9 protein-coding genes and 1 tRNA gene are annotated in these 14,716 nt (G+C 38.1%); 1 reads left to right on the plus strand and 9 read right to left on the minus strand.

The window, feature by feature from the left end; all coding sequences use genetic code 11:
• Positions 1 to 252: 252 nt before the first annotated feature.
• The 5 genes from G504_RS0109825 to G504_RS0109845 form a co-directional block, all read right to left on the minus strand.
• Positions 253 to 753: a hypothetical protein gene (locus G504_RS0109825; RefSeq protein ID WP_157473234.1), complete on the minus strand. Its 501-nt coding sequence runs from the start codon at positions 751 to 753 to the stop codon at positions 253 to 255.
• A 310-nt stretch (positions 754 to 1,063) separates the two neighbouring features.
• The gene (locus tag G504_RS0109830; protein WP_019670002.1) at positions 1,064 to 1,651 is read right to left on the minus strand and encodes a hypothetical protein; all 588 of its coding nucleotides are present in this window, start codon (positions 1,649 to 1,651) and stop codon (positions 1,064 to 1,066) included.
• A gap of 201 nt (positions 1,652 to 1,852) precedes the next feature.
• Positions 1,853 to 3,016, minus strand: a complete 1,164-nt coding sequence (locus G504_RS0109835; protein ID WP_040444080.1) for a squalene synthase — start codon at positions 3,014 to 3,016, stop codon at positions 1,853 to 1,855.
• A 36-nt stretch (positions 3,017 to 3,052) separates the two neighbouring features.
• Positions 3,053 to 3,814: an outer membrane lipoprotein-sorting protein gene (locus tag G504_RS0109840; protein WP_026348492.1), complete on the minus strand. Its 762-nt coding sequence runs from the start codon at positions 3,812 to 3,814 to the stop codon at positions 3,053 to 3,055.
• 161 nt (positions 3,815 to 3,975) lie between these two features.
• Positions 3,976 to 6,216, minus strand: coding sequence for an efflux RND transporter permease subunit (locus G504_RS0109845; protein ID WP_019670005.1), 2,241 nt, complete (start codon positions 6,214 to 6,216; stop codon positions 3,976 to 3,978).
• Positions 6,217 to 6,752: 536 nt separating this feature from the next.
• Here G504_RS0109845 and G504_RS0109850 point away from each other — a divergent pair.
• A tRNA-Arg gene (locus G504_RS0109850) sits at positions 6,753 to 6,826 on the plus strand.
• 472 nt (positions 6,827 to 7,298) lie between these two features.
• Here G504_RS0109850 and G504_RS0109860 read toward each other — a convergent pair.
• The 4 genes from G504_RS0109860 to G504_RS19490 all read right to left on the minus strand — a co-directional run bounded on the left by G504_RS0109860 (position 7,299) and on the right by G504_RS19490 (position 14,425).
• Positions 7,299 to 7,946: a head GIN domain-containing protein gene (locus G504_RS0109860; protein WP_019670007.1), complete on the minus strand. Its 648-nt coding sequence runs from the start codon at positions 7,944 to 7,946 to the stop codon at positions 7,299 to 7,301.
• Positions 7,947 to 8,125: 179 nt separating this feature from the next.
• Positions 8,126 to 8,875 (minus strand): CPBP family intramembrane glutamic endopeptidase, encoded by a 750-nt coding sequence (locus G504_RS19225; protein ID WP_019670008.1) that lies wholly within the window; start codon positions 8,873 to 8,875, stop codon positions 8,126 to 8,128.
• Between the two features lie 145 nt (positions 8,876 to 9,020).
• The gene (locus G504_RS0109870; protein ID WP_019670009.1) at positions 9,021 to 10,172 is read right to left on the minus strand and encodes a helix-turn-helix domain-containing protein; all 1,152 of its coding nucleotides are present in this window, start codon (positions 10,170 to 10,172) and stop codon (positions 9,021 to 9,023) included.
• Between the two features lie 143 nt (positions 10,173 to 10,315).
• Positions 10,316 to 14,425 carry an FG-GAP-like repeat-containing protein gene (locus G504_RS19490; RefSeq protein ID WP_019670010.1) on the minus strand — a complete coding sequence of 1,370 codons (4,110 nt, stop codon included), beginning with the start codon at positions 14,423 to 14,425 and terminating at the stop codon, positions 10,316 to 10,318.
• Between the last annotated feature and the right edge of the window lie 291 nt (positions 14,426 to 14,716).

The raw sequence follows: 14,716 nt of genomic DNA on the forward strand, positions 1-14,716 counted from the left end.
ATAAATTTATGATATATATATCATAAAAAGGCCGATATAAAACCACAGAATAGGCTTCTTAATAAAAGAGTATTTAGGGGAGAGAATGCTCTATTGCTTATTCTAAATAAATATAAGTAATTTGGAGTATTAAAGCAATTGGCGATCATTAAACCCTTAGGAATTATTTAGCGAAAAGCAATAATGTTTGACCAGCTCCATTGAAGAAAACGACAATCGGGTAAGATATATACCGGTATATTTATGTAAACCCTAAAAACGTTTGCTTAGAGCAACACCAAGGGAGTATGCACTATATTCTTTCTTAAAATCATAACTAAAAGCCGGGGCCAGGCCCCAGTTTTTTCCAAGCTCAAATTCATATTCCATACCGGCCCTTATAATAAAAATATTCTTGTTTTTTTCAAATTCTACCCCCGGGCCGGTAAAAATACTCCAGCCCTTATATATTCTATAAACTGCTACCAAACCCGTAACCAATGCATTCTCCCGTGGTATATTTTCACCATCAAAATCTACCGCATATTTCCCCAGTTCTAAGTCCAAAACTACACCTATATGCCATTTTTGGTTTAATATATAGAAATAATCAATCCCAATGGTAGTCAGTTCTTCTGATTTAAGCAGCTCACCATTTTCAATGGTCCTGGGAATATGCGTCAACCCAAAAAGAAAAGCCACCCTGTGTTTTGTTTGCTCCTCCCCTTCACTTTCCTGAGAAAATGCAGGAGTTATTACTAATAGAAAGAGCATAAAGCTTATTGGCCCAAATTTCATTTATAATATCTGTTATATGAATACAACTGTAAAATTTGGATTGAAAATTACTAAAATTAATGTACTAACTCTTATCATAATAATGTTTTCTTGAAGAAAGTGTGCCCGGAGGGTTGATTGAATTGTTTTACTGCGTTTGGATATTGGGCATTTCCCTGGTCAACAGACGAATCTTTCCAAGTAGCTATCTACAACCGGTAAACCATGCTTTTGCTATAATAAAAGTCTCAAAAAAAATGAGAGCCTATTTGGCTCTCATTTTTAAAAACAAATAAATTTAACTTTGTTATTCGCTATCTGCTTTCGTCAGAGAAATAGCCATAGCTTCTGCGTAGGTCAATATCAAAACCTGACCAATATGGAGTTGTTCCATAAAAGCCGCATCCTTCATGGGAATAGTTAAATAGTTTCCATTAGGGCCTTCTACAGTAGCCAGCATCTTAGGCCTGTTAAGTATTTCAATAGTTACCACAGCCTTAATCATTGTTCCAACAGCCCCTGCCGGAGCTTCCTCAACAGAAGCTTTTCCTTCACCCTCCAAAACTACTAATGGTTCTGCCAACTCAGTAGCAGTTGGTGCTCTAAACTCTGCCTTTAAATAGGTATAGTAGTCAAAATTGATTTTATCACCAACAGCGATTTCATTAAACCTTTCCACTTCCGGGCCGGCAGTGACGGTTACCAGCTCACCATCGGGTCCTTTTAAGGTTACCTCGCGGGTTTCTTTCACGATATCCGTTACTGTTCCCTGCGATGTAACAAGACTTAATCTTTCTCTTGGCTCTATTGTACTATCTATTTCCTGTCCCAACAAAGGAGAAGTTAAGCATGTGCAAAAGAATAAAGCAATGGCATAAATTTTAAGTGTTTTCATACAAAGTATTTTTTTTATTTTTTACGGAGTTTTACCCTATGGTATTCCTCGATTTTTGTGTTCAGCGCCAAAAGTAATTTTTTTATTTAGTTTACTAAAGTATGTAGGCTAATAATGTGGTAAGTTTTTAAAGATTATCAGCCATAAAATGAAGTGAGACCATTTTACGCTAACAAACAGGTCTAAATCAGTTGTACATGCCTAGGCAATTTCATGCGGTTTATAGGATTCAGATAATGCCAGATCACAGTAGTTATTTATGTTCTCTACTATCTCTCTAGTTCGCGGAGAATTTAGAAGTCCGTCTGGAATTTTTCCTTCAATAGAAGCGGCCATCTTTTTATAAATTTTAACTACTTCTTCAATGGAACCGGAATTTAGAATTAGCTTGGCTGTCAATCCTTTCCTGATTTTTACATTTTCCGTAAAGACCTTTTTATTATTATAAACTTCCGCCAGTGTTGCAATAGCCATTACCTGTGGAATAGCACAAAATCTGAATGCCCGTTCATTCCTCAATAGTTTCAAGTAATCCAGGCAGTCTGTGGCATGAGAAAGTGCGTCGTTTACCATATGATTGAGGCACGAAAGAGATTCCGGTTTTTCGTGGTTTAAGGAAAAACTTTCAAATGTGGGGCCGTATAAGGTCCAAACCTCTTCCGGCCAAAAGATTCTGTTTTCGTCCAGGTCCTCTTTATAATCCCTGACAATGTTGGTTTTTTGCAAAAAAAGGCCCATTGAATTTGCAAGCACCTCTTTAGTTTTCAATTCCCTGCTCTCAATTTCGGAAGCGGCAAAAAGCTCAGACAATCCAATTCCAACCAAACCGGCAACATAATGGCAATACAAATTGTAATCCTCAATAGAAGTTATTTTGGATTCCACAAAGTCTGCCATCCCGTCCCCCATCTTTTTACAGATCTCTGTTATTATTTTCTGGTATTTTTCATCAAGCACTAAAAACGCGTCGATTACCTTATCATAATTGGCAAGCAGATCGCGGTATTCCTGTTTATCTCCTACATTGGTAAGACTCCAACCTTCTTCAAAGTTTTTTGCATAAAATTCACGAAGCAGAAGAATTTTAGCTTCATTAGATAAATCCATATCATCCTCAACGGAATCGAGTCCTCTTAAAATGAGATAAAAAATACAAACAACATCACTTATCTCTTCCGGTAACTGTCTTATAACTGCAGCAAATGATCTTGATACCTTATCGAGGGTATCATAGCAAAATATAAGGCTTTCATTATTTTTTAAATTGTCATTCTTATGTTGGCCCACGATTTTTTTACCCCCTAATTTCAGTTTAAAAAGGGCGGCCATCTCTTTTGGTTTCAAAATAGATTTCTTTATAGACATGACAAGTTATTTTTCAAGGCGTAAGCCTTTTACTGTTTAGTTGATTACGGGCTCAATGGTAAAATTCTCTTCCTTTAAATCGGGCCTTGCATTGATTTTCAAAATCTTTATTTCGTTGTGCTTCGCTTTTTTAAGGTCTTTATTCACCATAAACATGGGATGGGTTTTTCCTTTTAGCTCCCCAATAGCCTGAAAATCGGAATAGGTTGTAATACTTTTTTGTGAACCATCCTTATCAAAGGCTGTAATTTTTAAAATTCGATACGTGTTTTTTTCAATTAAATAAATGGTTTTACCATTCTCAAGATCCCGGATGTCAATAACTTCTAATTTGTAACATAATTTACCTTCAAATTCTTCATTTCCTTTAAACTCAAGACTTAACTGTGAGGGGTCTTTGGAAGTATAATTAGCAATAGAAACCCCGGAATTGACCAACTCCATATTTTTGGGAGTTGCTTTCATCTTTCTGATTTTACCATTGGCCGGTGTAAATATTTCTATTAATCCGGTCTCGTCGGGATAATCCGTAATAACAATCGTTATCCCTTTTAACTTAGGTGGTTGCTGAACCACGGTTTTGGTCCATTCCACACCTTCTGATTTTCCTATAAGAACATTGTATTGCTTTTCTTTAAACTTGCCATTACTCGCAATCTCCTTTATCTCAAGTAATAGTTCCAGGTTTGCCGTCAAAAGCTGATCTGCTGCCTTTTCAAAAATATCCCGGGCATTATTCTGCCCCATCAGAGGCATACAAAAGGCTGCAAATAGCACTACTAATTTAAGCTTCAACATAGATAACAATATTACCAAATTTTGAGGAAAATCAGTACTCTTCCCAATATTATATGGTAAAACAGTATTTACTAAGATCTAAAAGGGTTGATTTACAGTACCAACAAATCCCCTCAACAAATTTTACAAGGATCGTACCATTATCTGCTTACAATTATAAATTACTCAAGAAATTCCGGCCTTGTAAGAATTACTATCGCCGGAACCAAAAACAGTGAACTAATGAGGCAGGTAGTAATGGAGATGACAATCAAAGCACCGAAATACTTTAAAGGGGTAAAATTAGATAAGATAAGTGGCATAAAACCAACAATAACCGAAAGAGCATTTATGATAATTCCCCTGCCTGAAGTGTTGAGCGTTATGCGTACTGCCTTCCTGTGATCATGACCTCTGGATCTTTCTGTCTTAAAGCGCCATAAAAAGTGAATCGTATAGTCTACGCCTACGCCAATCATAATCGACGATAGCAGGGCTGTGGCGATGTCTAAGGCAATTCCAAATATTCCCATCAATCCAAATAGCACCACTATTGCTATAGTTATTGGTAATCCGGAAAGCAATCCAGCTTTTGGAGAACGCAATACAAAACTCAAAATGATAAAAACCACAGCCAGAGCAAAAATCAAAGATTTAATCTGCCCTTTTACCACTATATCCGCCAATTCAATTTCTGTAAGTCCTGCCCCGGCAGCATATCGAACATTTGGATCGTCCTTTGTAAGTGTATTAATCTTCTTCAGCACCCTTTTATTGGCGCTATTGCTCCCATCTTTGAGACTTATTAAAATTCTTGCGTTTTCGTAATTGTAATCCAGGAATTGGGAGATATCGTCTTCATTACCACCAAGTGAAAACATTTCAATTAACTGGTAAATCTCCTCCGAGGTTTCGGGAATTTCATTATAACCTTCTTCCGTTAATTCGTAAAACCCCTTGCTGAGTTCTTTTACCAGTGAAACGGGGGAACTTACAAGTCCTACCGCAGGGTCTTTTATTATTTCCTTTTCATAAAATTCCATCCTTTTCATTACTTCCGGAGTGAGTACATCCCCGGAAAAAAGCAAAGAAATAAATTGGGAGCCCCCAAACTTTTCATTTATGAGTTTTGTTGAACGTCCAACCTCCGATTTAGCCGAAAAGTAGCTTTCTACATTGGTATCTACTTTAAGGAAAAATACTCCAACTACTCCTATAATTGTTACAAAAACAGCACTTGCGATAATTGTTTTTGGATGCCCGGTTACCCAATTTCCCATGCGTACCAGCCCTCGATCCAGAACAGAATTCTTTTTTTTGCCCTTCGCGGAACCTTTGTCCTTTAGTTTAAAAAAGGACAGCATTGCGGGTAAAAACCATAGACTCAGCAGTAAGGCAAAGCCTATACCAATAGCGGTAAGCACGCCTAACTCTGCCGCAGGCATCATTGTATGGCTAAGTAAACCCAGTATCCCTCCAATAGTCGTGACCCCGGTTATAAGTATGGGCTTCTTCAGGTCTTTGTATATCTGTTTGCAAATTTCTTTCATCGATAGCGATTCCTCAGCCCCCGCCAGTTCCTGGTAGTGTGCTATTAAGTGAATCCCATAATCATTGGCTATGGCAATTATCATAATGGGCATGAGAATGCTGAACAGCGAAATCTTCCACCCAAAAAAGGCCATCAATCCAAATGAGAGAATAATACTCATAAGAACAATAAGAAAGGGCATGAATACCCCTTTCCATTCGCGAAATGAAAAGTATAACATAAAGACCATAAGAAACATGGCAATGGGAAGCAGTACAATTAAATCGTTTAAGATATTACCTGAAATAGAATGCCTTATAAAGGGCAGGCCGCCTATAAGGGTTTCTTCCTTACCCGGGTTTGCAGCTATCACTTCTTTGATTTCATCTATAATTATATCCGGTGTCCCCGTGTTTTTTATCAGAACCAGGGAAACAAGGCTAAAATCGTCTGAAAAGAACCTGTTGGCCATGCTGTTTGAGGCTATTCTCTTCTTTAGGGCTTCAAAACCGGCTTGACTATCAGGAATATCCTCAAAGAAAGGTGTCATAGACATCAATCCGTCTTCAATGGAAATTTCCTGTGCATTGAAAGGAGAGATAATCCTGTCTAAACCTTCCAGTGTGCTTAAATCGGTTGCAAGCGATTCCAGTCTGTTCAAGGTTGTCGCATTTACAACATCCTCAGCATTCAGCATTAGCAAAATCATTTCACTTCCCCCGAAAATACTATCCAGCTCCTTCAGGTAAATTTTGTTTTTGATGGTATCAGGTACATAATCATCTACATTGGCATTTATTTGGAGCCTGGGAATTAGCAGCAATGAAAGCAGGGTAATAACAGTTGCTGCTATTACAATTATGGAACGGTACTTAATAATTTTATCCTGCATTATGCTAAACCAGTTATTACTTAATTCCCCGATAAAAGTTAATCCAGATTGCCTTGAGATGAGAAAGAAATTAAGATAAAATAAAAGCTCTGAATCCGTGAGATAAATGTAATTTATTTCTTAAACAAAAAAACCTAAATCCCCGGATTTCTATACCAAAAACATCTTTTTGGTGCGGATTTCAAATTAGAAAACATCCGAAAATCATTTAAAGGAAAAAGTTCTAATTAGAGTTACTAATGCTTAAAAAGTTGATTTTAAACCATGTGCTTTTTGGCAGACCTTATGTATGTCCATGGCTTATTAGTTCTAATAGTTGTGATAACCACATATATATGACTTTTTGTGTTCTATAAATATTGCTGGTAATTAGTTTTATTGTAAACAATACATTAGTATATTTGCCCCGCAAAATATTAGCGTATTTTGTAGGGTAGCGCAGCTTCCACCTCCCCCACCTACGCCAAGGCTTCGGTGGATTCGGTGGACAGGCAGCTTCGGTGAACTAGTTGTAAAGACCAAGTAATAAAATAAAAGGTCGCGTAGCTCAGCTGGATAGAGCATCTGCCTTCTAAGCAGACGGTCACAGGTTCGAATCCTGTCGCGATCACTTAAGAATGAAAAGTCCACATACGTGGGCTTTTTTTATTTGAGTGAGATTTGAACTTGTTCAGGAATCGAAGTGAGAATAAAAAAGAACAAATCTTTGATTTGTAACTTTTCATTTAGACTACGGAGAAGGAAGGATATTCAATCCTGTCGCGATCACGACACTCAAAAAACCACGCTTCATGCGTGGTTTTGTATTTTCTGAAGTGTTGAAAGCTCAGGCTTTCATAAATGAAGGAAATACAAAATAACAAGGCAACGCCTTGTGTGGTTTTTTATTTGCTGCATTGAACTTAAAGGAAAACCGTCTTTGTCCTCCGCAGTGCAGCGGAGGAGGAAGGTAATCCTATTGGCAGGATGCCACCGCACCAGCCACTCCTTCGCGTTGCTGCTTTGGAAGAGCATGGTGGCCCTTCACTGTCACCATAACTTTAATATTATTCGAAAAGCGGGTAAATCTAAATGCTTTTTTTTTAGTTTGCATTAATAACTTTACCCGAACCCGAAATATTGGCTTCTATAGTCGGTGCTCCTTTGTAATAAACATCCCCACTACCTTCTATATTTACATTTAATATACCCGTAGGGTGAACTTCACAATCGCCACTGCCAATTATTTCTACATTACAATCTGACACAATGAATTGAAATCCTTTGAGTATTCCATTTCCCTCATTCTCCACTGTCAAACTTTCAGCGCGCCCTGTTACACTAATGTTTCCGGTTCCAGAATTGTAGATATTAAAGTTTCCGCTTTCATTAACATTGGATATGACAAAATTGCCAATTCCCGTATTTTCAATTCCAGTGATCCTTTTAGAAACAATATTGGCTTTTAAACTTATATCCCTGTAATTTCGATCATCCAAATACAGTCTGAGCTCATTATCTACCACTTCGGTTTTTACCCGTTGGATTATATTGTCATCTGCCGTAATCTCTACGGATTGAAAGTCACCTTGGGTAATAGTAACTTCGAAAACACCTTCACTACTAACTTTAGTAAATTCGGCAACATTTCTAAATTCTGAAATTGGGGTTCCGGAACCTGCAATAGTATCCTTGGTACATGCAGTTAAACTAAATAGTAAAATACAGATTAAAATAATAAAGCGTTTCATAATACTTGGATTAGGGTTATAATTGTTTTATAATTCTTCTTTGGATGGATTAGCCGAATTAAGTTTATGGGTAATTCTCTGATTCGTGTGAAAATTCCGTTCATATACACTACCCATCTTGAATATTGTCTTGTGTCATGATTTGATATTTAATTAAACTCGGGTTTATAAAATTAATCTTATCCTATTATGTTCGTTATGAGTATAATTAATGGTATGCCATTAAGAGTAGCATGAGAGATCAGGAATATGGTGTTATTTTGATATCTCTGCGTTATATAGGACATAAATAGTGCGCCCGGCAATACCATAACTGCGTTATATGGTGCAAACAAGTGAAATGATGTCCATAATAATCCATGCACGATCCATGTATATTTGCCATGAGTCAATTCCTGACGCGGCCATAAATAGCCCCGCCATAAAATCTCTTCTCCTACCACATTTAAGAAATATAACAAAAGAAAAAGGCCCAGTAGCCACCAATTACCATGAACATTAAAGCCGGCAAATGTTTCGCCATTATTCATGAAATTCGTTACAACCTCAGGTGTAGGAAATACATCGTGTATTTTTTTAATTACAGGAAAGGCAAATTTATAGACTATAAGATATGAAGCTGTATCAACTGCCACGAAAAGAATCGTCCATAACCACATTTTTCCTTTTATAGGTTTGTATCGAAAACGAGCCTTTAGCGCCTTCCAGTTCCATGGATTTCCTTCCGTTCTATAGCCGTACAGAGCAACAAAAAAGAACAAAGCAAAAGGCGAAATATAGGTTAAAAACAGCATCAGTTGGCTTGCTCCTAATTGATCGAGATAGGGTATAATAACGCGTTCATTAATCAGGAACAGCACTGCTGCGCCTAAAAATATAACTAAGGAAGTTAAGAATGGGATGGGCTTAATTTGCGATTGTGGTTTCATGACATTTAATAAAGTTGCTCTTCATTTGATTTTGATGGGATAAAGGTGCTTTAGATTTACAAGAAAATCGACCGAATAAAAAAAGTCGAACCAATTTATGTGTTCGACTTTTAAATCTTAAGGCGTACGACTTTTTTCTCAGACCCTATGTACTATATTGTTTTCGATATTGAGTAGGGGTTAGTTTAGTGTATTTTTTAAACGCGGTATTAAAAGAAGATTTTGAATTAAATCCCACTTCGTACAATATTTCAAGTATAGTAAGATCACTTTTAGAGGCATCTGCCAATATTTCCATGGCTTTTTTGATGCGATATTCATTCACAAAATCAAAAAAATGCTGATTAAGATTATGATTAATTAAAATCGAAAGTTCTTTCGTTGGTAAATTTAATTGTTTCGAAAGATCATAAATACTTAAGGAGGGTTCCAGATAAGGCGCTTTTGTTATCATATGACTTTTTAGTTTGATTAAAGCCTCATAGCTTTCTTTATCTACTGCTGCCGGAGTTGCTTTTCGAGGACTTCGAGCAATAAGTTGTTTAACAAGAAGTTGTTTTGAATCTACCCTTCCGTAGAGTTCTGGTGTTTTCAGGGCCTTGATCACAAGCCAGCAAATAAATAACAAAGCCGATAGTCCTGTTATGGTCATTGCTATCTCATATAGTTCATCCAAATCATTTATCATCAATGCATTTTTGAATGTAGAAACCACTATTTCTATTGCAATTAATGTTATAAGCGTAATCAGCCAATTGTAATAATTTACGTTACCATTTGAATAATTTTCCAGGAGTAATTTTTTCGATCTCAGAATTACAATGTAACATGCAATAATATATGCAGTGGCCTGAGCATGAAGCAAGAGATATACTAACTTAAATTCAATAATTAAACCGTCACTAGCTCTTAATAATTCTATTTTCTTATCAAAATCTGCCAAATAGAATCTTGGACTCAGTAAGAGGATAGCAATCACAAATGGAAGAGTATGCCAGAGATGTTTGCCTTTTAATCTAAAATCTTCATAGGTTACAGAACATATATAAAAATATAAAAGAGGTGGGCTTAAAAAGAGTGATGTATTTAGAAGTAACGCAAATCCGGGATAATATGGACTAATTAATTGACCACTTAGTACTGTAGCGGAATCAATGGCACCGATAATTAAATAGAATGAAATAAGAACGTTTGATGATCTGTTCTCAGATTTTAAGGAGAGTAAATAGAAAGCGAAAAATAAACTTAAAAATGCAGTGAGAATATTAAGAATCTCAGCTATAGAATTTATGACCATATCATTAAAACTGAAGTCAAAAATAGCGATTTGTGAAATGATTATCTGCCATCGATGGAGTAAATCCTGTCGCGATCACTTAAAGCAAAAAGTCCATTACGCAAGTTAGGGATCTTAATATTGGCTAAACCAAACTATCTGAATTAATTAGAAACAACCACTTTAAAACGGGAAGTGGATTCTCCATCCCTGATATTAATAAAATAAACCCCATTGCTCAAAAAAGAAAGGTCCAGGGGGTTCTTACCTTCAAATTGTTTTACCAATTGTCCTGCAATAGTATGCACTGAGATAATGCTATTATCAGATGTTCCGGGCAGATTAAGATAATCGGATGTAGGGTTGGGATATGCTATTATTTTGTCTGAATAAGAAATTATTTCCAAAAATTCGCCTTCACAGGGCAGACCGGATTTTAAACTAACGAGATCGCCGTTGTTCACGGGGTAACTGAACTGATTACTATCAAATGTTCCTTTTAGCTCATTATTTACAGTAAGTACATAGGGCGGAGTACCTATATTAATCTCGAAATAGGTTTTAGAGGATAATCCCTGAAATTCTGTCTTTGCCGTAATATCCAGGGGTTCTATTTCCGGTATATTTAAGTCATAGCACTGTTCAAATGCCGGCTCATTTTCCACCCTTAAACAGATGGTATACATGCCGGGTGCAAGATTTTCAATTTCAATTTCCCGGTTAAAAGAATATTCCTGACCATTAATAATTGCGACATAATCATAATACTCCTTAGCATCAATAGATATGGCCCCATCATTAAGATCCAGGCAACTTTCGCCAATAGTCTTGACCAGAAAATTATCCGGTTTCAAAGTAACCAGTCCCTCAAAATATTCCCGGGCTAAACCAAATGCCTCCTTACCAATTTTATCGCCAATTATGCGTCCCGGAATGTCATCTATAGGTGGATGAATGCCTCCCCAAATGCGCGATAAACTGGTCTGATCTGAAGCATCCCTGTAAGTAGCCCATTGCAAGGTCAGGTTCTCGCTGGGTCCGCTTTCAAAAACTAAAAAATTGTTCTGTTCAATATCAAATATTCCCATTCCTCCCGGAAAATAGGCATCACCTGTAAGCAGGGTAAGTACTTCTGCGGCAGCACGCGAAAAAGTGGAATGGCCCGAAAGATAACCTGCAAAAGGTGGTGTAACAAATGTGGGGCGCTGATAAGGCCACCAGCGGGTTCCAAGGATCCAGTCTACTCCGGCAATATCTGTGGACGCGTTATTAATAAAATCCGGCCCTTTCCATGCAAATATTTTAATTTTTCCAACATTCTCGTCTCCAACTCCCGCCAGAGGGTCTCCACTTTCAATCAATTCAATTCTCCCCGGAATAAGGGGTAAACCCTGTGGATGATAGCTCGGTAGCATTGCATTAGTGCTTTGACCGTTAGAGGCCATATAACGAATAGCTGAAATTGGCCTTATATAGTCGTAATAACCTTTTATTCCCCAGGCGTTTACAGCAGCATCGTGCATTGCACCGCCCAGAGCTAAATAAGCCTTTACATCCCACTCTAAATCGGTTACTACAGAACCTTCCCCACCAAACTGTTTTACTGTTTCCGGATGATCACTTACATAATTCAATATGGTGAACCAATGACCGGGAGGAGTTTCTGAATCCGGACCATCTGCCCAAAATTCTGCGAGCACCCTGGCATAATCGGCCCTTTTAACCAACTGTGGTTCATATGGTGCTTGTGTAGCGGGATTTAAATTATGCCCCGTGCCAATATCACCTCCTTCCATGAAATTATAAAAGGACTGATATTCCTCAAATGTTTCGGGGTACAAGGCAATGTCTACATTACCCAGAGCCCCCGGAGAAATATCTATTAAGGTAGGATCGTCAGGGTCCAAATGGGAAGACCAGGACGCCACCAATGCAAAATGCCATTTATAAGGATCGGCAAAACCATTTTCGGAGGAATTGTCTATTCCCGGAGGAGCACCCGGATTATTGTAAATATAGCTGTCAAAACCATTGTTTAATATCTCCAAATCTGAAGGTTTGAGTGCAAATGGTTTAACCTTCCCCCATTCCGGGCTTAGAAATTCAGGAACAGGACCATCAATTAAATTTCCACTCTGATCTATAAAACTTTCAAAGGCAAGGGGTTGCCATCTGTTAGGGTCGTTTAATTCAACAACATCGACATAGTTTTCCAAAGAAAGCGGACTGTTTACCGGATTGTAGTCCTGATTTTCATAGCCATTTTCTTCATTAGCTCCGTCCTGATAGCCAAATTCTATGAGTTTTGATGCCAAATAATTACCTAAGGCCGCATAGGACCCGGACGAATAATCTATGTTTTGAAAGGTGGGGTCATAGCCCAATTCAGTAAACAAGGCGTTAAAATTTTGCAAGGCAGAAACTGCCCTTGGAGAATCAGAGAATCTATGAAAAAGTAATCTATAAAGGGCGTAGCTTAATATTTCATGCCTGGCAGCCTCCAGGTCTTCCGGGGACGATATGCCATCAAATGCACAGTAAAAATCCTTAAAGGTCTTTCCAAGAAATACGGTTTCAGCTGTATCGTCAAACAAGGCCCAGGCATCGTACATAGCCAGTGAGCTATGAAAAAGGTTGCGCGCATGAACCGTTGGCCGGGCCAGATCAAGGCGTATGGCCTCTAACAATACCTCATTCCATTGGCGAGCAACAGACCAATCCGGATTGGTAGTTCCACCTCCATTACCTCCACCATTTGGGTTTCCATTGTTTTCAACAGGGCTGGACCCTTCCACAAGTGTGATTAATTGATTAGAAGATACATTTTCAAAACGATCTTTTAAGCCGCTTAGCCAGGTAACCTCAACATAATCTGCCTCAGTGGCCGCTCCCAAGCCAAAAAATTCTGAAAGACTGTTCTGGCTGATAAAGCCCTCACCACACATGGTATATCTATAGTTTACCTCTTGTCCTACCCCTATTTCAATATAAGATCCGATACCCATGCTATTGCTCTGAGTTCCCTGAAGTTTTACTTTTAGCCAGTTATTTTGTGTCGCTGTCCGGTTTGCCCATAGGTCTATGGGCTGATCCGCAATATTTACCACGGCAATATCGGGTAGGCCATCGTTCTGTATATCCCCAATGGCATTTCCATAACTGGCTTTAATATTATTTATAAAACCTGCATTGGAAGGAATTGTGTAATTACCACTTCCATTGTTTTCATAATATGCCGATGGAGGCCTTCCGTCAGTGCCATCAAGATGGCTACTCACATATAAATCGAGGTCACCATCATTTTCACTATCTAAAAATATAGCACCCCAGCCATAACCATCATAACGCGTACCATTGCCCTGTGCTACATTGCTAAAAGTCCCATCTCCATTATTCATTAAAAATGCATTCCCCAGCACACTACCGGATAAAAACGCAGGGTAAATATTGGTGACGTAAATATCTAACCATCCGTCATTATTGTAATCGTCAACGGTGGTTGACATCCCATCCATAAAAAGATTCATCCCGGAGGAACTGCTTACATCCTGGAAGGTGCCGTCGCCCCTGTTTCTGTATAAGAAATTGGGCAATTCGTCCTTGTCATTGGCCAAAAAAAGGTCCTGATACCCATCCCGGTCGTAATCTATGAAAGCTGCACTTTGGGTAAGGTATCCTATTGATGGCAGGCCCGCAGATAAGGTCACATCTGTAAAGGTGCCATTATTATCGTTGCGGTAAAGGAGATTATAATTTAACCTGTCCGGGTCTCTTACAGAAAGAAATACATCAAGATCACCGTCATTGTCATAATCTCCCCAGGAAGCTCCCCAATATTCTGAAGCCTGAGGAGCAATTCCTGAGACAGCGAGGATATCTGTGAACGTATTTCCGCCATCATTCCTGTAAAACCAACATCTACCCTGATCACTGGTAGCAAAAAAATCATTGTCCCCATCGTTGTCGAAATCCACCCATAGGGCCTGGCGGGCATAGGTTCCTCCGCTACTAATGGGTAGTTCAATGATTTCAAATTGCCCACCGGTATTTCGTAGAAATTGAAAGTCCCGGTTAGCTGAGGCCGGTATGGTAATATCGTCCCAGCCATCATTGTCAAAATCCATAAATGAGATTCCCGGCCCATGAAAAATAGGTATTGATCCGTAAATCACTTCTTCATTCACAAATTCGGTTAAGCTTTCCTCAAAAAGGGCCTGGCCATAACCCGGAAAACAACAAAACAGCAGTAAAAGGGGGGGTATAATTTTCCTCATCTAGCTCTTTCCAATTCTGTTCAAAGATATAATTTTACTAATTACCCATCCATTTTTTTTAAATCCTTACTACGTTTAAGAAACTCATAAAAAGGGGTATAAGGTTTATAAAGGATTGCTTATTTTCAGAACCTTCCACAAGCGCACCTCGTACAATTTTATATGATCAAACATTGCAAAGAATACAATTTTCAAACCCATTTTTTTGCATTATGCCAAAAAAGATTTCTAATTGTGTCATTTATCCTAAAAATCCAACATTACATCACCTTCGGCAAAAAATAAATAATT

The sequence above is a fragment of the Eudoraea adriatica DSM 19308 genome (assembly GCF_000382125.1).
In the GTDB taxonomy this organism is placed as follows: domain Bacteria; phylum Bacteroidota; class Bacteroidia; order Flavobacteriales; family Flavobacteriaceae; genus Eudoraea; species Eudoraea adriatica.

Excerpts from the sequence above, each read along its gene's own strand:
- G504_RS0109840 (WP_026348492.1), bottom strand. The coding sequence starts at position 3,814 with ATGTTGAAGCTTAAATTAGTAGTGCTATTTGCAGCCTTTTGTATGCCT.
- G504_RS0109830 (WP_019670002.1), bottom strand. The coding sequence starts at position 1,651 with ATGAAAACACTTAAAATTTATGCCATTGCTTTATTCTTTTGCACATGC.
- G504_RS0109825 (WP_157473234.1), bottom strand. The coding sequence starts at position 753 with ATGCTCTTTCTATTAGTAATAACTCCTGCATTTTCTCAGGAAAGTGAA.
- G504_RS0109870 (WP_019670009.1), bottom strand. The coding sequence starts at position 10,172 with ATGGTCATAAATTCTATAGCTGAGATTCTTAATATTCTCACTGCATTT.
- G504_RS0109845 (WP_019670005.1), bottom strand. The coding sequence starts at position 6,216 with ATGCAGGATAAAATTATTAAGTACCGTTCCATAATTGTAATAGCAGCA.
- G504_RS19490 (WP_019670010.1), bottom strand. The coding sequence starts at position 14,425 with ATGAGGAAAATTATACCCCCCCTTTTACTGCTGTTTTGTTGTTTTCCG.
- G504_RS19225 (WP_019670008.1), bottom strand. The coding sequence starts at position 8,875 with ATGAAACCACAATCGCAAATTAAGCCCATCCCATTCTTAACTTCCTTA.
- G504_RS0109835 (WP_040444080.1), bottom strand. The coding sequence starts at position 3,016 with ATGTCTATAAAGAAATCTATTTTGAAACCAAAAGAGATGGCCGCCCTT.
- G504_RS0109860 (WP_019670007.1), bottom strand. The coding sequence starts at position 7,946 with ATGAAACGCTTTATTATTTTAATCTGTATTTTACTATTTAGTTTAACT.